The sequence below is a fragment of the Caballeronia temeraria genome (assembly GCF_001544795.2).
Classification (GTDB): domain Bacteria; phylum Pseudomonadota; class Gammaproteobacteria; order Burkholderiales; family Burkholderiaceae; genus Caballeronia; species Caballeronia temeraria.
Genome location: NZ_FCOI02000010.1, coordinates 197,653 through 215,112 on the forward strand (window position 1 = coordinate 197,653; position 17,460 = coordinate 215,112).

The 17,460-nt window shown below is 64.2% G+C and carries 15 protein-coding genes; 8 read left to right on the forward strand and 7 right to left on the reverse strand.

The window, feature by feature from the left end; all coding sequences use genetic code 11:
* Positions 1–13: 13 nt before the first annotated feature.
* From dkgB to AWB76_RS17030, 6 genes are all read left to right on the forward strand, one after another.
* Positions 14–817: a 2,5-didehydrogluconate reductase DkgB gene (dkgB, locus tag AWB76_RS17005; RefSeq protein ID WP_061161286.1), complete on the forward strand. Its 804-nt coding sequence runs from the start codon at positions 14–16 to the stop codon at positions 815–817.
* Between the two features lie 175 nt (positions 818–992).
* Complete coding sequence (locus AWB76_RS17010; protein WP_061161287.1) at positions 993–2,729, forward strand: ClcB-like voltage-gated chloride channel protein; 1,737 nt, start codon at positions 993–995, stop codon at positions 2,727–2,729.
* Between the two features lie 228 nt (positions 2,730–2,957).
* The gene (locus AWB76_RS17015) at positions 2,958–3,224 is read left to right on the forward strand and encodes a hypothetical protein (RefSeq protein ID WP_061161288.1); all 267 of its coding nucleotides are present in this window, start codon (positions 2,958–2,960) and stop codon (positions 3,222–3,224) included.
* Positions 3,225–3,263: 39 nt separating this feature from the next.
* Positions 3,264–3,506 carry a DUF2795 domain-containing protein gene (locus AWB76_RS17020; RefSeq protein ID WP_061161289.1) on the forward strand — a complete coding sequence of 81 codons (243 nt, stop codon included), beginning with the start codon at positions 3,264–3,266 and terminating at the stop codon, positions 3,504–3,506.
* 531 nt (positions 3,507–4,037) lie between these two features.
* A complete protein-coding gene (locus tag AWB76_RS17025) occupies positions 4,038–4,433 on the forward strand; it encodes a DUF2946 domain-containing protein (protein WP_061161290.1) in 396 nt (131 codons plus the stop codon).
* A 168-nt stretch (positions 4,434–4,601) separates the two neighbouring features.
* The gene (locus tag AWB76_RS17030) at positions 4,602–6,689 is read left to right on the forward strand and encodes a TonB-dependent receptor family protein (RefSeq protein ID WP_061161337.1); all 2,088 of its coding nucleotides are present in this window, start codon (positions 4,602–4,604) and stop codon (positions 6,687–6,689) included.
* A gap of 13 nt (positions 6,690–6,702) precedes the next feature.
* Here the strand turns inward: AWB76_RS17030 and AWB76_RS17035 are convergent, their stop codons facing one another.
* A complete protein-coding gene (locus tag AWB76_RS17035) occupies positions 6,703–9,075 on the reverse strand; it encodes an AsmA family protein (protein ID WP_061161291.1) in 2,373 nt (790 codons plus the stop codon).
* A 124-nt stretch (positions 9,076–9,199) separates the two neighbouring features.
* Between AWB76_RS17035 and AWB76_RS17040 the strand changes: the two genes are divergently transcribed.
* Positions 9,200–9,889 (forward strand): ABC transporter ATP-binding protein, encoded by a 690-nt coding sequence (locus AWB76_RS17040; RefSeq protein WP_208606579.1) that lies wholly within the window; start codon positions 9,200–9,202, stop codon positions 9,887–9,889.
* Positions 9,886–10,701: an ABC transporter permease gene (locus tag AWB76_RS17045; protein ID WP_061161292.1), complete on the forward strand. Its 816-nt coding sequence runs from the start codon at positions 9,886–9,888 to the stop codon at positions 10,699–10,701. Before AWB76_RS17040 ends, AWB76_RS17045 begins: the two co-directional genes overlap by 4 nt.
* Before the next feature lies 1 nt (position 10,702).
* Here the strand turns inward: AWB76_RS17045 and AWB76_RS17050 are convergent, their stop codons facing one another.
* The 6 genes from AWB76_RS17050 to AWB76_RS17075 all read right to left on the reverse strand — a co-directional run bounded on the left by AWB76_RS17050 (position 10,703) and on the right by AWB76_RS17075 (position 17,308).
* Positions 10,703–11,179, reverse strand: coding sequence for a VOC family protein (locus tag AWB76_RS17050; protein WP_061161293.1), 477 nt, complete (start codon positions 11,177–11,179; stop codon positions 10,703–10,705).
* A gap of 52 nt (positions 11,180–11,231) precedes the next feature.
* Positions 11,232–11,702: a VOC family protein gene (locus tag AWB76_RS17055; RefSeq protein WP_061161294.1), complete on the reverse strand. Its 471-nt coding sequence runs from the start codon at positions 11,700–11,702 to the stop codon at positions 11,232–11,234.
* A gap of 141 nt (positions 11,703–11,843) precedes the next feature.
* A complete protein-coding gene (locus AWB76_RS17060; RefSeq protein ID WP_061161295.1) occupies positions 11,844–13,781 on the reverse strand; it encodes a hybrid sensor histidine kinase/response regulator in 1,938 nt (645 codons plus the stop codon).
* A gap of 74 nt (positions 13,782–13,855) precedes the next feature.
* A complete protein-coding gene (locus tag AWB76_RS17065) occupies positions 13,856–14,320 on the reverse strand; it encodes a response regulator (protein ID WP_008349436.1) in 465 nt (154 codons plus the stop codon).
* Positions 14,313–16,685, reverse strand: a complete 2,373-nt coding sequence (locus tag AWB76_RS17070) for an ATP-binding protein (protein ID WP_061161296.1) — start codon at positions 16,683–16,685, stop codon at positions 14,313–14,315. Before AWB76_RS17070 ends, AWB76_RS17065 begins: the two co-directional genes overlap by 8 nt.
* Positions 16,682–17,308: a biliverdin-producing heme oxygenase gene (locus tag AWB76_RS17075; protein WP_061161297.1), complete on the reverse strand. Its 627-nt coding sequence runs from the start codon at positions 17,306–17,308 to the stop codon at positions 16,682–16,684. The genes AWB76_RS17070 and AWB76_RS17075 overlap by 4 nt, the downstream gene beginning before the upstream one ends.
* Positions 17,309–17,460 lie beyond the last annotated feature (152 nt).

Here is a 17,460-nt window from a genome sequence, read left to right on the forward strand (position 1 = left end):
ACCAGGAGCCAGCATGGTAGAAACGATTCCTTCATTCGGTCTGGGCACCTTTCGCGTCGATGCCGCAAAGACCACGAACGCCGTGAAAAGCGCATTGCAGATCGGCTATCGTCATATCGACACGGCGCAGTTCTACAACAACGAGGCGGCCGTCGGTCAGGGCGTGCGCGAATCGGGCGTGCCGCGCGACGACATCTGGGTGACGACGAAAGTCTGGTGGGAGCGGCTCTCGCGCGACGCGCTCATCGCGAGCCTGAAAGACAGTCACACGAAGCTCGATATCGGCACGATCGATCTCGCGCTCGTGCACTGGCCGTCGCCCAAAGGCGCGGTGCCGATCGCCGAAACGCTCGCGGCGATGCAGGAAGCGCAGAAGCTCGGGCTGATCCGCCATGTCGGCGTGTCGAATTTCACGGCGCCGCTGCTCGAGGAAGCGCTGAAAGCGCCGGGCGGCGAGCAGATCGTGACGAACCAGATCGAAGTGAGCCCGTTTCTCGCGAACCGCAAGCTCGTCGAGGCGACGCAGCAACTCGGCGTCAAGGTGACCGCGTACATGCCGCTCGGCGAAGGCCGCGCGCATAACGACCCGACGATCAAGGCGATCGCCGCGAGACACAACGCTTCGCCCGCGCAGGTGACGTTTGCGTGGCTCTTGTCGCGCGATATCGTGGTGCTGTCGGCATCGACGAATCCGGAGCATCAGAAGGCCAACTGGGACGCGCAGAAACTCAAGCTCGACGCCGACGACATCGCGAAGATCGACGCGCTCGACGAAGGCAAGCGCAACGCGAATCCGTCGTTCGCGCCGAAGTGGTGACAACGCTTTGACGCGCGGCGCTTCCCACGCAGCCCGGCCACGCCTGAGCCGGGCTTTTTTTTGGATTTTCCAGCCGCGTTCGAGTGCGTTTCGACGTCCGCAGAGCCGCGCTGCAATGCTATCCTTGCGAGTCCCTTATTCCATTTGCTTCTAAGCTTTCCACGATTTCGCAAAAGTGCTCTCATTCCTGCTGAAGCTGCGCACGCGCGCCCAACGGCTCTTCCGTCTGTCGGACTCGCATACGATGCTCGTCTGGGCGGTCGTCGTCGGCGTGGCCGGCGCTTTCGCCACCTCCGTCTTTCGCGAAGGCATTCAGTTACTCCAGCATCTGCTGGGCAACCACTCGGAAGGTCTCGTTGCGCTCGCGCGCGATTTGCCCTGGCCGGTGCGCGTGTTGCTGCCGGCGGTGGGCGGGCTCATCGCGGGCGGCTGTCTGCTGATCGCCCGCAAGCGCGCCAGCAAGAATTCGAGCACGGACTACATGGAAGCCGTGACCATCGGCGATGGCGTCGTGCCCGTCTGGCAAAGCGTATGGCGCAGCCTGTCGTCGCTCATCACCATTTCGAGCGGCGGCTCCATCGGCCGCGAAGGCTCGATGGTGCAACTCGCTGCGCTCGTGTCGTCGCTCATCGGCCGCTGGGTGCACTTCGATCCGCCGCGCCTGCGTCTGCTCGTCGCGTGCGGCGCGGCGGCCGGTATCACGTCGGCGTACAACGCGCCTATCGCCGGCGCGTTCTTCGTCACCGAACTCGTGCTCGGCTCGATGGCCATGGAAAGCTTCGGGCCGATCGTCGTTTCGTCGGTCGTCGCCAACATCACGATGCGCGAGTTCGCCGGCTACAAGCCGCCGTACGAGATGCCGGTGTTCCCGACCGTCACGGGCATCGAAGTGCTGCTCTTCGTCGTGCTCGGGCTGCTCTGCGGCGTGCTCGCGCCGCATTTCCTGCGGCTGCTCTCGGCATCGAAAAAGCGCTTCTCAACCTTGCCGCTGCCCTTGCCCGTGCGCCTCGCGCTGGGCGGGCTGATCGTCGGCGTCATTTCGATCTGGTGGCCGGAGGTCTGGGGCAACGGCTACGAAGTCGTGAACTCGCTGCTGCACGAACCGTGGACCTGGACCGCGCTCCTGACCGTGCTCGTCTTCAAGATCATCGCGACGGCGGCCACCGCCGGCTCCGGCGCAGTAGGCGGTATCTTCACGCCGACGCTCTTCGTCGGGGCGGTGCTCGGGTGTCTCTACGGCATCGGCGTGCACGCGATCTGGCCGGACTCGACCTCCGCGCCGTTCGCCTACGCGATGGTCGGCATGGGTGCGTTTCTCGCCGCGGCCACGCACGCGCCGCTCATGGCGATCCTGATGATCTTCGAGATGACGCTGTCCTATCAGGTCATGCTGCCGCTGATGGCCTCGTGCGTGATCGCGTATTTCATCGCGCGCACGTCCGAGCAGACGTCGATGTACGAAGTCACGCTGCGCCGCAATCGCGAGGAGAAAGAGCGCCTGCGTCTCGCCGCCACGCAGATGCGCGAACTCGTCAAGCCCGCCGATACCGTCGTGCCGCTGTCCGCGAACGTGAAGGACATGACGCGCGTGTTCCTCGAGTATCCGGTGAAGTATCTGTATGTCGTCGATGAAGCCGGGCGTTTTCAGGGCGTCGTCGCGCTGAAGAACATCACGTCCGATCTGCTCGACGACAAGACCTGCGAGTCCAAGACCGCCGCGGATTATCTTCAGCCGCAATTCGACGTGCTCACGCCCGACATGTCGCTCGGCGAGGCGCTTCAGCATTTCCTGGCCTTCCAGGGCGAACGGCTGCCGGTGATCGAGAAAAAGACCCAGCCGCTGCTGCTCGGCGTCGTGTACAAAACCTCGCTTCTGGACGCATACTTCCGTTTGAACCCGACGTCGCGCTGAAACTGCGCAGCCGTGCAATTTCGCGGCGCGCAGCGATGCGTGCGCGCGTCTCACGCGCGAGTCGGAAGGACTTCACATTTCACTCGAAGTATGGTCGCGCGACGCCCACTCGTCGCGCACATGCGCGCCGGTCTTAAAGGGACCGCGCGTATGGCGGGCAGTGCGAAGGGCCATCGGCATAGGCTTTGCTTGGTCCTCTCTGCTGCCTACGTGAGGAGGGGTTGCCCGATGAAGACCTCAACGTTGTTGTCGATGGCCCTCGTTTCGGTCTCGTGCTACGCCGCGCCGCTGCACACGAGTTCGACCGACGTGTCCACCGCCGCCGTTTCTGCGACGCTCGCCGCGCTGCGTGTGAACGCCGCGCCCGTCGCGCCGCCCGCGCCCGAAGTTTCGGCGCAGGATCTCGATCATGCGCGCTGGCGCCATGTGCCGCTGCCGAAGTCGCGCACGCCGAGCCACGGCATGGCGAGCCAGACGATCCAGGTCCAGACGTGACGCGCCTCCTCATTCACTGACTCGACTCTGGAACTCGGAATGACCGACACGCACGCAAAAAACGCATTGAACGACGAGCCGATCGACGACGAGATCGCCCAGGTCTTACGTCTCGTGAAGTATCCCGCCAACAAGGACGCGATCGTCGATGCGGCCCGCGCGGCGGGCGTGTCGAACGACGTCATCACCGTGTTCGATGGCCTGCCCGAGCAGGACTACACGGACGCGAATTCGGTCGAGCAACTGCCGGGCAGCAACGGCGGTCCCGGAATTTCGATCTGAAGCCCAGAACGTCCCCTGGAACGTGACGACAGCGCGCTGCGCACAAGCGCGCAGCAGCGCTTCGCCCGCGTTCGATCAGGTCGTACAAATCCTCTTTCATCAAAGACTTAACTCGCATACGCGAGGCTTTTCAACACCGCTATCCACAGAAATTGTGGATAACTCGGGCATCGGGTCTATGCGCCTCACCCGGCCGAAAAAGTGGCGCGATCCGCGCCGCGCGGGGATTTCGTCGCGAAATCAAGAATCTGGATGAGTCGCCAAGCGGTTTTCCACAGGCCTTTCCCCGTGCGCTGGGGATAAGTTATGCATAGCCCGATGCGCATTGATGCAACGTGAAGCGCCCATGACTTTTCGTTCGGCATCAGGCATTTAGCAGACTTTTCGGCGCGTTTTCAACAGGGTGCTCCCCAGTTCGTGGGGACAACATGCATACCCGCTGATTCCGGGAATTTATGTCCGGTTTGCTTTGTAATACAAAGTAGCCCGAGGCATAATCCCGGCACTCGGAATTTGCACACCTTCGCCCTCATGCGCAGTCGCTTCCACCAACGAACGGGTTCACTGCTGGCATTGCTCGCGATGCTGCTGATCACGTTCGCGCCGGTGGTCTCGCAACTGCTCGCGGCCAACGCGCACGCCGTTCAACTCACCGACGAGCTGACCGCCGAACTCTGCTCGGCGCACGCGTCCACGGTCGAGCGCTCCGCCGGCCATCATGCGAACGACGGCCTCGCGCATCTCGACGATCAGGCCTGCGGCTACTGTCACTTCTTCGCGCATGCGCCCGCGATCGCGAACGCACGCGCATCCGCGACGCTCGACGTTCCGGCGCGACGTATCGTCGTCGTGGCGCGGATTCCCGCCGAGCGCCCCGCTCCGCCGTTCAGCACCGCGCAATCACGCGCGCCTCCGGTTCTCATCTGATTTCGTCCCTATGGATCGATGCCTTCGCGGCATCGAGCGGCGTCGCTCGTCCGTAGCGTCGCGCCGCGTTCATTCATCTCGATTTCGAAGAAGAACCATGCTCACTCTTTCAGCAAGTGGCGGCGTCGTGCCGTCCGTACCAAACGACGTTCACGCGAGGACGCCGGCATGAAGCGACTCGCCCGACAAAGCGCCCTCATGACGGGCATCACCGCGCTATTCGCGACACGCGCATTCGCCCAGGCCGAACCCGCGACGCTTCCCGCCGTGATCGTGCAGGGACAGGCGCAGCATTCGCTGGCCTCGCAAGACGTCGCGACCCAGAAGCGCACGCTCGACACGACGGTCGGCTCCGTCGGCTTCGTCGACAGCGCGGACTATCAGAACACCTACGCCTTCACGCTGCGCGATGTCCTCAAGAACGTGCCCGGCGTGTTCGTGCAGAACCGCTACGGTCAGGAGTTGCGCCTGTCGATTCGCGGCTCGGGGCTCGCCCGCGGCTACCACACGCGCGGCCTGGAGATCTTGCAGGACGGCATTCCGACCAATCTCGCCGATGGCAGCGGCGACTACTATCAGATCGACCCGCTCGCGCTGCAGTCCGTCGATGTCTACAAGGGCGGCAACGGCCTCGCGTACGGATCGTCGATGATGGGCGGCGCGATCGATTTCGTGACGCCCTCCGCCTACACCGCCGATGCGCCCAACATCCTGCGGCTCGAAGGCGGCAGCTTCGGCACGGTGCGGGGCAGCGCGCAGTTCTCGCGCGTGATGGGCCCGCTCGATTTCATCGGCACGTTCTCGGTGAATCACGCGGACGGCTATCGCGATCACGAGCGCGGCCAGTACGAGCAGTTCAACGCGAATATCGGCTATCGCTTTTCGCCGGATGTCGAGACGCGCTTCTATCTCGGCGCGTATGTCGTCGATCAGCAACTGCCCGGCACGCTCACGCTCTCCGACGCGCTCAACAATCCGACCAAGGCATCCGCGAGCGCGATCGCGGGCGATCAGGCGCGCGATACGCGCACGGAGCGCATCGCCAACAAGACGACCGTCAAGCTCGATGTCGGCCAGTTGGACGTCGTTACGTGGGCGATCCACAAGAGCCTTTATCACCCGATCTTCCAGGTCATCGATCAGGACGGCTGGACCTACGGCTTCGCGCCCCGCTATACCGCGACGTTCAACGTAAGCGGCATGCGAAACGACTTGATCGCGGGCGCGCGTTTCTTCGGCGGCACCACGCAGGCGCGGCAGTATGTGAACGTATCGGGCAACGAAGGCGCGCAAACGCTCGACTCGACGCAAAGCGCCTACAACTACGAGGCGTACGTCGAAGACCGTCTGTTCTTCCTGCCGACGGTCGCGCTGATGGCGGGCTTCAAGGCGTTGCGCGATGTGCGCAAGTATGTGGATCACGGCGGGCTCGCGGCCGATCCGAACTACAAGTCGGCGAGCGAGACCTTCAGCGGCGTGAATCCGAAGCTCGGCCTGATGTGGCAGCCGAATCGCGAGATGCAGGCGTTTATCGACATCACGCGAAGCCAGGACGTGCCCGATTTCACCGATCTCACGCAGACCTTCGCGAGCACGACGCGCTTCACGCCGCTCACGTCGCAGCATGCGTGGACGCTCGAACTCGGCACGCGCGGCACGCGCGATCGCGTGAGCTGGGACGTGACCGCGTATCGATCGCTGGTGCGCGATCAGTTGCTTCAGTACACGACGAATCCGGACATACCTGCATCGACGTTCAATGCGAACAAGACGGTGCTGCAAGGCGTCGAGGCGGGCGTGTCGGTCGATGTCTGGCGCGATGTCACGCACGCCGGCGCGGGCGACAAGATCACGCTATCGGGCTTGTGGAATCTGAGCGACTTCCGCTTCAAGGACGATCCGCAGTACGGCAACAACCGCATCGCGGGCGTGCCGGTGAACGTGCTGCGCGCGGTGCTCGGCTACTCGCGGCCGAACGGCTTTCACGTGTCCGCATCGGTTGACTGGGTGCCGGCGGGCGCATGGGCCGACGACGCCAACACGTTGCGCGTGCCTGGCTATACGCTGCTCGGCGTGCAGGCGGGAATGGATTTTCGCAACGGCCTCTCGGTCTTTCTCGATGCGCGCAATCTGACCAACAAGCGCTATGTGAGCGACATCAGCACGATTGCGGATGCGCGCACGGCGGCGTCGACCGCGATCTTCTATCCGGGCGAAGGCCGCAGCATCTTCGCGGGCATGCGCTACGCGTTCTAAGCGCGCGGCGGTCTCAACTGCCGCGATACTGCGCAGCGCTGGCGGCCGCCGGCGCCGCCGGCTTCTTCGCGTTCTTGTCCTTCGCGGAGCCGGTCGCCGCCGCATCCGACGACATATACGCCGGCGCCGCCTTCGCCTTCTGCTTCTGTCCGGCAGGCGGCGCGGTCGGCGCCTTGCCGATATCGGCGAGCATCTGCTGACACGGCAGCGGCTTGTTATTGCTCGGCGCGATGAGCGGAATCAGCGCCGCGAAGGGATTGATGAGACCGAGACCCACGGCCGCCGCGCCACGCAGCGCAAGCACCGGACTCACGCCGATGTGCGGGTCCTTGAACGTGCCCTTCACGTACAGCGGCGAGCGCAGCGAGAAAATGCGCAGACCCTTCGTGTGCGGATGGATGCCCAGATCCATGTCCTCCGTCTTCAGATTGATGGTGCCATCGACGTTGATGACGGCGTCGTCGGTGTCGAGCGCGAAGACGCGCGAATCGAGCACGCCATCGGTCACGACGAAATCGGCCGCCGCGCAGTTGATGTTCACGTCGCGCTTGCCGAAGAGCTTCTCGTACACGACGTTCGCCACGTTCAGCCCCGCCGCTTCCATGTACAGACGGCTCACGGTGCCTTCCGTGATGAGCGCCTTCACCTCGCCGTTCGATGTTGCCGCGAGCGCCGCCGGCGAATTGCCGGTCGCGGAGAGCGCGGCGTCACCGTTGACCTCGCCGAGCGCGGATTGCATCGTCTTCACGGTCGGGAAAAGCTGCTTCAGCTTCAGATGCCGCGCCTGCGCCGATACGCGGCCCTTGAGCGGCGCGGCGCTGCCATCGAGATGGATGTTCGATGCCAGCGAGCCGCCCGCCACGCCGAACTTCAGCGGCTCGAACGACAGCACGCCATCGGTCATGATCACGTGCGTGTACAGATCGGTGATCGGCAGATCCGGATCCTTGATGATGCGCTGGCCGGTGAACTTCACATCGGCGTCGATGGCTTTCCAGCGATCGGTCTTGAACTCTTCCGTCGGCAGCGCCTTCGACGACGGCTGCTTCTGCGCATCGCCACGCTTCGCCTTGCTCGCGTTCGAGTCCGCGCCGATGATCGGCGCGAGATCCTTGAACTGCAGCAGATGCGACACGAGTTCGCCTTGCAGGAGCGGACGCGGCTTCTTGCCCGCATAGACGAGCGAGCCGTTGATGTCGCTGCCGCCCACGCGCCCGGTGAAGTTCTCGTAATGGAACACGTTGCCGTCCGCGCGGAACTGGCCAGTGAGCCGCCCTTCGGTCGCGAACGGCGGCGTCTCGGGCAAGGTCACGCCCGTGAACGGATAGAGGTGCGCCATGCTGACGGCCTGAATCCACAGGCGCAGATCGAGCGCGGCGAGATGCGCCGGATCGGTCACGGTGCCGACGAACGCGATATGCGTATCGCCAAGACGCACGTCGGCCTGCACGGGGAACGGGCGCTTCGCATCCTGCACGGCGAGCACGCCGCCGAGCTTCCCGTCGCCCGACACCTTGCCGCCGTTGTACGTGCCCTTCACGGTCCAGCCGAATGCGTAAGGCGGAACTGGCGGTTTCGGGCCTTCCTTGGTCGTGATGCTGGTATTCGCCGACGTGCTCGCCGGATTCGGCGCCGATGCATTCGCCGCGGCCGCCGCCGAGGCAGCCGAAGCCGCCGACGCTTCGGACGCCGCGGCCGCATCGGCTTGCTTGTTGAGCTTCGCCGCGCCGCTCTTGCCGACCATCTCCGCCGACGATTTCGCCGATGCCGCTTCCTGCTGCTTCATCACATCGCCGATCGGCACAGGCTGCCCGAGCGTATCGATGACGACCTGCATGTCGGCCTTCGTCACTTCGTCGTGGACACCGACGGTGCCTCTCGCGAGCGAGATGTCGCCGAGCTTCAGATTCCACGTCGACGGCTCGGTCGACTGCTTGAACTTGAACGTCCAGTTGTTGCGATTGTCCTTGAGCCGCTCGATATCGATCGATGGATTCACGAGATTGATCGTCGGAATCACGATGTCGTGCGCGAGCAGCGGCAGCACGGCCACCTGAAAGTCGATTTCGTCGAGCGTGGCGAAGTGTTGCTGGCGCGCCCAGTCCGGATTGGCGATGGTGATCTTTTCAGCGGAGAAGCGCGGCCACGGCACCCAGCGCTTCCAGCCCGTCTCGTTCGGCGGACGATGCCAGCCGACCTTCAGGTCGCCCGTGATTTCGAAACGTCGGCCGATCGCTTCCGATACCTTGTCATCGACCCACGGCCGCAGGCGGTTCCAGTCGAAGGTCAGGAAAATCACGACCAAAATTGCAATCAGAACCGCCAGAACGGCAAAAAACCATGCGACGATCCTTCCGATTTTTCCGGTCGAGCGGGCCTGCACCATGACGAATCCATCCGTTTTTCTGATTATGATTGCGGCAGCACATCGTGTGCCCGCGCGCTCGGGCGTCCGCTGAGCGCCGAATGTCCGTAAGATGCTAATCCAAAGAACGACGCCCATACCCACGATGCAGGACGTGACATCAACCGAACTCGTCGCGGCGCACGGCGTCGTGCGTCGCGACGCCGTGCGCGGCACAGAGCTGCTGCATCCGACGAATTTCGCCCTCGACACAGGCCAGCGCGCGGCGATCACCGGGCCGTCCGGCTCGGGCAAGAGCGTCTTCTTGCGCACGCTCGCGCTGCTCGACGCGTGCGACGAAGGCCACGTCACGTGGCGCGGCGAGCGCATCGCGCGTGCGCGGGTTCCGGCCTATCGGCGGCGTGTCGCGTATATCGCGCAGCGGCCCGCGATGCTCGATGGCACCGTCGAGGACAATCTGCGCTATCCGTTTTCGCTCAAGACCTATCACGATGCACATTTCGATCGCAATACCGCAATGCGGCTCGCGCAGGCGGCCGGTCGCGGCGCGGACTTCCTCGACAAGCTCGCGAGCGAACTGTCCGGCGGCGAAGCGCAGATCGCGGCGCTCGTGCGCGTGCTACAACTTTCGCCCGATGTGCTGCTGCTCGACGAACCGACCGCATCGCTCGATCCGGCATCGGCACGTTCGATCGAAGCGCTCGTTTCCGCATGGTTCGACGCCGACCCGGAACACGCGTGCATCTGGGTATCGCACGATCCGGAGCAGGCGAAGCGCGTCGCCACGCGTCATCTGACGATGAATGCGGGCGTGCTCGGAGGCGACACGCGATGAACGGCTATCAGAACCTCAGTCTCTTCGATATCGGTCTCGCGGCGGCGCTGATCGTCATTAATGGCGCGCTGTCGGTCGCGCTGGATCTGCGGCTCGAACGCAAACTGCTCATCGCCGCGATCCGGACCATCGTGCAACTGCTGCTGATCGGCTACGTGCTCGGCTGGGTCTTCGCGTTCAATCGCTGGTATGTCGTGCTGCCGTTGATGGCGCTGATGACGGTCATCGCCGGTTTTGCCGCGTCGGATCGCGGGCGGCGCACCTACGCGGGACAGCGCGCGGACAGCATCGTGTCGATCTGGGGCAGTTCGTGGCTGATCGGCGCGTTTGGGCTCTTCGTCGTGATCCGGATTCATCCGTGGTACGAACCGCAATACGCAATTCCGATTCTCGGCATGATCCTCGGCAACTGTCTGACGGGCGTGTCGCTCGGCATCGAACGCATGACGGAAGAACTGACTTCGGGACGCGGGGCCGTGGAGATGTCGCTCGCGCTCGGCGCTTCGCGCTGGGAAGCGGCGCAGGGGCCCGCGCGCCAGGCCGTGCGCGCGGGCATGATTCCGACGCTGAATCAGATGGCCGTGGTCGGCCTGGTCAGCCTGCCCGGCATGATGACGGGTCAGGTGCTCGCCGGGCAGTCGCCGTTGCAGGCGGTGCGCTACCAGATCGTCATCATGTTTCTGATCGCCGCGGGGTCGGGACTCGGCGTGGTCGGCGCTGTCGTGCTGACGTACCGGCGGCTCTTTTCGAGCGACCATCGCTTCATGGCGTCGAAGCTCGTCGAACGAAAGCCCCGCAAGCGCGCCGCGTAGCCTACTCGCCGTTGTACGCCCGCTCCAGCGCCGGGAGATCGAGCTTGATCATCTCGCGCATCGCTTTCATGGTGCGATCGGCTTTGGCCTTGTCCGGGTCCTGCAACATCCCGAGCAGACGCGTCGGCGCGATCTGCCACGTCACGCCGAAGCGGTCGGCGAGCCAGCCGCACGCCATCGACTGGCCGCCTTCCAGCAGCTTGTCCCAGTAATGGTCGATTTCCTCCTGCGTTTCGCATTTGATGAACATCGAAACGGCCGGCGAGAACTTGAATTCCGGATTGCCGTTCAGCGCCAGGAAATCCTCGCCTTCGAGCTCGAACATCACCGCGATGACGCTGCCGATCGGGCTCGGCCCCGACTCGGTGCTGCGCATGATGTCTTTGATGCGCGCGTTCCTGAATGTCTCGACATAAAAATTTGCGGCCTCTTCGGCCTTGCCGCCTTCGAACCACAGACAGGGCGAAATCTTGTGCATGTGCGGATCTCCGTTCGTGGATGCGTGCCTCGTTTCGCGCGTCAAGTCGCGATCAACCGCACGGCTGCTGTGCCATTGCCTGCTTCATTTCCTCGGGCGTCATGTCGCGCGTGTGCGTCGCGACCGACCATTGATGGCCGAACGGGTCTTCCAGACGCCCGTAGCGGTCGCCCCAGAACATGTCGGCGACGGGCATCGTCACTTTCGCGCCGGCGGCTTCGGCCTGCTTCACGGTGGCGTCGGCGTCTTCGACATACAGGTGGATCGTGACCGGCGATCCCTTCAGCGCTTTCGGACCGACCGAGCCGAATTGCGGGAATTCATCGACGAGCATGAGCGTCGAATCGCCGATTTTCACCATCGCGTGCATGAGCTTGCCGTCCGGCGCGGGCATGCGGCCCAGCTCGACGGCGCCGAACGCGCGCTTGTAGAACTCGATCGCTTCCGCCGCGCCCGCGCAGACGAGATGCGGGGTCAGCGAATGCATGCCTTCGGGGATCGGCTTGACGGCGGGATTGGACATATCGGCTCCTGTAATGAATGAGCGCGCCGGGTTTGGCGCGGTCTCATACCCTACAACGAATGGAGCAGCCGTCAATCGACAAAACGGCGCATGGGGCTGTCAAATTTCTGCAACCGCGTCCTGTCACGACAGGCGGATAGCTTATTTCGAATGCTCTTCCGCAAGCGATTGAATCAGGGCTTCGAGCCGCGAGAAATTGACCGGCTTGGTCAGATGATCGCGAAAGCCCGCTTCGCGGCATCGGCGGATGTCTTCGTCCATGCCGTAGCCCGTGATCGCCACAGAGGGCTTGTCGGGCTGCAAGGTTTGCCACGCCCGCGCGATATCGAGCCCGCTGCCGTCCGGCAAGCCGATATCGCTGACGAGCAGATCGAATGGTCCGCCCTTCGCGCGTTCGAGCGCCTCCGCGACGGTGATCGCGACCGACACTTCGTGGCCGAGCATTTCGAGCACTTCGGCCATCGCCGACGATGTCTGCTCGTTGTCCTCCACGAGCAGCACCCTGAGCGCGCGGCCCTGCTCCTGGCGCGCGGCCTCGACGAGCGGCTCGTCGGCGCGCGTGGGCTGCATTTTCGCGAGCGGCAGCGTGAGCGTGAAGCGCGCGCCTGCGTCGCGGCCTTCGCTGTACGCCGACAGCGTGCCGCCGTGCTTCTGCGCGAGCGTGCTCGCGATGGCGAGGCCAAGGCCCAAGCCGCCGAACGAGCGCGTGATCGAATCGTCGGCCTGTTCGAACGCCGAGAAAATGCGCGGCAACGCTTCCGCACTAATGCCGATGCCGCTGTCCGTCACCGAAACCGCGATCGTCGCCGGATCGGGATTCCATGTGCGCACGTCGATGCGCCCGCCCGCCGGCGTGAACTTCACCGCGTTCTTCATCAGATTCCAGACGATCTGCTGAAGCCGTGCGGCATCGCCGAGCACGATGAACTGGCCCGCGTCGAAATGCGTGTCGAGCGTGAGGCCTTTCGCGCGCAGATCGGCCTCGGACATGTCGAGCGCGCTCATCAGCAAGGTATCGAGCGCGACGCTCGCGAAATTGAGCGACAGCTTGCCGCGCGCGATGCTCGTCAGATCGAGCAGATCGTCGATGAGACGCGCCTCCAGCTCGACATTGCGGCGAATGAGATCGAGCGTCGGATGCGCCTCGCGCGACAGCGAATGCTTCATTTCGAGCAGACGCACCGCGGCGAGAATCGGCGTGAGCGGCGTGCGCAATTCATGCGACAGCACCGCCAGAAAATGGTCCTTCGCGCGATTCGCGGATTCGGCCTGATCCTTCGCGAGCCGCAGTGCGTCGGCGGCCATGTGCGCGTCGGTGGCGTCGCGCACGATCTTCGAGAAGCCGATCAGCTCGTCATGCTCGCTGCGGATTGCCGTCGTCACGCCCGACGCAAAGAACGAGTGGCCGTCCTTGCGCCAGAGCCAGCGATCGTCGCTTGCGCTGCCTTCGCGACGCGCCGTGTCCAGTTCGGCTTCGAACACGGCCGCCTCGCGATCTTCCTGCGCGTAGAAGATGTTCGCGGACTGGCCGAGCACGTCCTGCGCCGGAAAGCCCAGAATGCGCTCCGACGCCGCGTTCCACGTGCGAATGCGCCCTTCGGGATCGAGCGTGATGACCGCGTAATCCTTCAGCGCGTCGATGAGCAAGCGGAAATGCGTCTCCGTCTCGCGCAACGCCCGCTCGACCGCGATGCGCTGCGCGCGTTCGGCGCTCTCGCGCATCGCGCGGCGCACGACGGCGGGCAGGCGCTGCAAACGCTGCTTCAGCACGTAATCGGTCGCGCCGCGCTTGAGCATATCGACGGCATGCTCTTCACCCAGCAGACCCGACACGAAGATGAACGGCGTGTCCGGCGAGCGCTCGCTCGCGATGGTGAGCGCCTCGATGCCCGAAAACGTCGGCATCACGAAGTCGGCCAAAATCACGTCGAAGCGCCTCTTCTCCAGTTCGGCGATGAAATTCGCGGAGTCGTACACGATCGACGCATCGACCGCATAGTCCGCGCGTTCGAGCTGGGCGATCGTCAGCTCCGCATCGAGTGCGTTGTCTTCGACGAGAAGCAGATGCAGGGGCTGCATGATCTAGGCGTCCTCTTTAAAGGACGCTTGCGGGCGCACCGGACAGGGCGAAGTCATGAACATGGGCGCGGCCGTCATTGCGCCGGCGGCGGGCGGCGAAAGCGCGTCGAACCCGGCGGCGGTTCGTTGAGCACGGCCCAGAATACACCGAGATCGCTGATCGCTTCGACGAACTCGGCGAATTCCACCGGCTTCACCACATAGGCGTTCACGCCGAGCTCGTAGCTGCGTATGAGGTCCTGCTCCTCGCGCGACGAGGTCAGCATGACCACCGGCACGCTCTTGAGCGACGCATTCGAACGGATCATGTCGAGCACTTCGAGGCCGTCGATCTTCGGCAGCTTCAGGTCGAGCAGAATCACGGCGGGATTGCCGGGCGCGCGCTCCTTCCACTCGCCTTCGGACGTGAGATAGTCGATGGCTTCCTGGCCGTCCCGCGCCACGATCACTTCGTTGGCGAGCTGACTCTTGTCGAGCGCGACGAGCGTGAGCTCGAGATCGTTCGGATTGTCTTCGACGAGCAATATCGGTTTAAGCATGGTCTTTTCTTGACTTTGTATTTGGCGCGCCCTGTGTTCCAGTTGCATTGCGATAGTCGACCGGCAGCGAGAAATAAAACACCGCGCCCTCGCCCAGCCGTCCTTCGGCCCACGTGCGCCCGTCGTGACGCTCGACGATGCGCCGCACATTGGCCAGCCCGATTCCCGTGCCCTCGAACTCTTCCGCCCGATGCAGCCGCTGAAACACGCCGAACAACTTCGCGCCGTACTTCATGTCGAAGCCGACGCCGTTGTCGCGCACGCCGATCACGTATTCATCGCCGTTGCGGTTGGCGAATATCTCGATTTTCGCCGATTCCCGCGTCCGCGTATATTTCACCGCGTTCGAAATCAGGTTGCGCACTGCGAGCTGGAGGAACGCGGCGTCACCGGTGACGCGCGGCAGATCGCCGATCATCCATTCGATGTCGCGCCCCGAGCCTTCCACCTCGAATTCCTGCACGACGCCGCGCACGAGCTGACCGAGATCGACCGGCGCGGGCCTTAGCGCGGCGCGGCCCATTTGCGAGAAGGTCAGCAGATCGTCGACGAGCGTGCCTGCGAAGCGCGCCGAATCGAGCATGTTGTTCAGAAAGCGCCGGCTCTTGTCCGACATGCGCTCGCCTTCCTGCTCGCGCAACAGATCGCCGTATCCCGCGATATGGCGCAGCGGCGCGCGCAGGTCGTGCGACACCGAATACGAAAACGCTTCGAGTTCCTTGTTCGCGCGGGCGAGTTCGGTCGCGAGTTCGGCGCGCTCTTCCGCGCGCCGCAACACGATATTCAGCAACGCGCCGCGCAACTCGCCGGCGATTTCGAGTTCACCCTGACGCCACATCGCGGAATGACCGCGCACCGTTTCGAGCCACGGCGAGAAGTTCGTGCGCGGCGCGCTCGCGCCATCCGCGCCTTCGATCTTGACCGGCTCGCCCGCCCACTTGATGGTCTGCATCAGTTCGGGTCTGAACCACAGCAGATAGTTGCGAAAAATCTGCGAGACCGGCACCGCGAGCACGCCGCACGCCTTGTCCTCGTGCGCCTTGGCCGGCGGCCATTCGCGGGCGAGCGAATCGGTCGCCCATACGCCGGTGGTGTGCTCCGCGAGCCAGTGCGTGAGCGCGCGCACGGTGTCCTCGTCGGGTGTCGAGCCGAGCAGCGTGATCTGATCGTCGAAGATGATCGCCGCGCCCGCCGAACGCGCGAAGCTCAGCACATCGTTCGGCACGGCCTGCAAACCGGCAACGAAATTCTCGTGCTCGCCCATCGCCGAAATCAGGCGGCCCATCGTGCGGCGCAAAGCGGTCAGATACTCGCCCTCGGCGCGCTCTTCCTTCGCTTCGATCTGCAAGGACAGCATGTGCCCGAGATGTTCGACCGCGACGCGCGTGTTGAACGGCACGATGCGCGCGCGGTGATCGTGACACGAGACGAGTCCCCACAACTGCCCGCGCACGACGATCGACACCGACATCGACGCATGCGTGCCCATGTTGCGCATGTACTCCAGATGCACGGGCGAGAAGCTGCGCAGCGTGGCGTAGGTGAGATCGGTCGGACGGCCGGTGACGGGATTGAGACTCGGCACGAGCCGCGCGGGCGTGTAATCGACATCGGCGACGAGGCGGATGCGGTTCTTCAGATACAACGCGCGCGCCTGACGCGGAATGTCGGACGCCGGAAAGAACTGATGCAGGAACGACGGATAGCCCTCGTCGCGATCTTCCGCGAGCACATGGCTGCGGCCTTCCTCATCGAAGCTGTAGAGCATCACGCGACCGAAGCCCGTGATCGCGCGCACTTCGCGCACGGCCAGTTCGGCGAGCGCCTGCACGCTCGGCGCTTCCTGAAGCCCGCGTGCGAACGTGCGCACGAGCGGATACATCGAGGCGAACGCGTCGCCCGTCGCGGCGGCGGCTTCCATCTCAACGATAAGCATGCCGTCATGACGATGCATCGTGATATCGAAGCGCAGCGGGTTTTCGGACGACGGCGGCGTGACGTCGAGCGGACCGATATAGAGCGGCGCGTCGTCGAGCGCGGAGCCTGCCGCCGCCCGCGCGACGCGTTGCGCGCCCGCCGCGCCGAGCACGGCATCGAGCGGCTCGCCCAGCAAGCCTTCGACGCTCGCGTTCGTCAGCGCAGCAAGGTTCTCGCTCGCCTGCACGATGCGCAGATCGTCGCGCAGGACGAGCAAAAAGCCATGCGGCTGGATGCCGCCGGGGATGTGGATCGGCTCGGCATCGCAGTCCTGGCTCGCAATGCCCGAACTGAGCGTGCGCCGGCGCGCTTCGGCATCGGGCGGTCCTTGCGATGGGTCGTGCAACGCCTCCGCGCCGATGGGCGGCTCGCTCGCGGACTCGCTCATGTAGCCGCTCCCGACGCCGGCTGTGAAGCATCGACATCGACTGCTTCGCGACACAGCCACGCGTGCAGGCTGTCGAAGGTCGCGATGGCGGCCTTCACGGCATCGTCGTACTGGAGCGCGGGCACGCTCGCCGCCGCCGTCGCGCGAAACGCGTTCCACATGCTGCCGGTGCGCGGGCCGTAGCCGTCGAAATACGTATTGCCGACGCCCGGCGCGAGATCGAGACGCTCGGCGACATGCGGCGCGATGAAGCGGCCGCCGAGCGTGCTGCCTTCCATTACGTACATCGAGCCGAATGCATCGCCGATGTCATGCATGGGCGGAAGATCGTCGTGTCCGGCTTGCGGCACCGATACGTTGAACTGCTTATCGCCCGTCAACGCGATGAGATCGGCGGCGAGCAGCGACGTCTTGCGGCGCGCGTCGAAGAAGTCCGCGAGCGATGCCGGCATGCAGGCGCCCGCCGCATCTTCCCAGGGCGCGACATAGCCATAGAATCGTTCGAGCAGCGCGATATATTCGTCGCGCTGCAGGTCGTCCCGCATCAGGTCGAGCGCATGCTCGAGCCGCGCATGGCACGCGGCGGTTTCGTTCTTCAGACGGGACAGAAGGTCGAGTTGCATGTTTCGTTAAATTGGCTTTGGGACGCGGGCATCGGAAGGGCTTACCGATTCCCGCGTACCGCGCACGCGCATATCGGTAGAAAAAACGCGGCAAACGTTGTGCTCGAGACCCGCTCACGATTAACGATTCATTCTACGCAAGCGGCCCGCGC

Excerpts from the sequence above, each read along its gene's own strand:
- dkgB (WP_061161286.1), top strand. The coding sequence starts at position 14 with ATGGTAGAAACGATTCCTTCATTCGGTCTGGGCACCTTTCGCGTCGAT.
- AWB76_RS17015 (WP_061161288.1), top strand. The coding sequence starts at position 2,958 with ATGAAGACCTCAACGTTGTTGTCGATGGCCCTCGTTTCGGTCTCGTGC.
- AWB76_RS17020 (WP_061161289.1), top strand. The coding sequence starts at position 3,264 with ATGACCGACACGCACGCAAAAAACGCATTGAACGACGAGCCGATCGAC.
- AWB76_RS17025 (WP_061161290.1), top strand. The coding sequence starts at position 4,038 with ATGCGCAGTCGCTTCCACCAACGAACGGGTTCACTGCTGGCATTGCTC.
- AWB76_RS17030 (WP_061161337.1), top strand. The coding sequence starts at position 4,602 with ATGAAGCGACTCGCCCGACAAAGCGCCCTCATGACGGGCATCACCGCG.
- AWB76_RS17035 (WP_061161291.1), bottom strand. The coding sequence starts at position 9,075 with ATGGTGCAGGCCCGCTCGACCGGAAAAATCGGAAGGATCGTCGCATGG.
- AWB76_RS17040 (WP_208606579.1), top strand. The coding sequence starts at position 9,200 with ATGCAGGACGTGACATCAACCGAACTCGTCGCGGCGCACGGCGTCGTG.
- AWB76_RS17045 (WP_061161292.1), top strand. The coding sequence starts at position 9,886 with ATGAACGGCTATCAGAACCTCAGTCTCTTCGATATCGGTCTCGCGGCG.
- AWB76_RS17050 (WP_061161293.1), bottom strand. The coding sequence starts at position 11,179 with ATGCACAAGATTTCGCCCTGTCTGTGGTTCGAAGGCGGCAAGGCCGAA.
- AWB76_RS17055 (WP_061161294.1), bottom strand. The coding sequence starts at position 11,702 with ATGTCCAATCCCGCCGTCAAGCCGATCCCCGAAGGCATGCATTCGCTG.
- AWB76_RS17060 (WP_061161295.1), bottom strand. The coding sequence starts at position 13,781 with ATGCAGCCCCTGCATCTGCTTCTCGTCGAAGACAACGCACTCGATGCG.
- AWB76_RS17065 (WP_008349436.1), bottom strand. The coding sequence starts at position 14,320 with ATGCTTAAACCGATATTGCTCGTCGAAGACAATCCGAACGATCTCGAG.
- AWB76_RS17070 (WP_061161296.1), bottom strand. The coding sequence starts at position 16,685 with ATGAGCGAGTCCGCGAGCGAGCCGCCCATCGGCGCGGAGGCGTTGCAC.
- AWB76_RS17075 (WP_061161297.1), bottom strand. The coding sequence starts at position 17,308 with ATGCAACTCGACCTTCTGTCCCGTCTGAAGAACGAAACCGCCGCGTGC.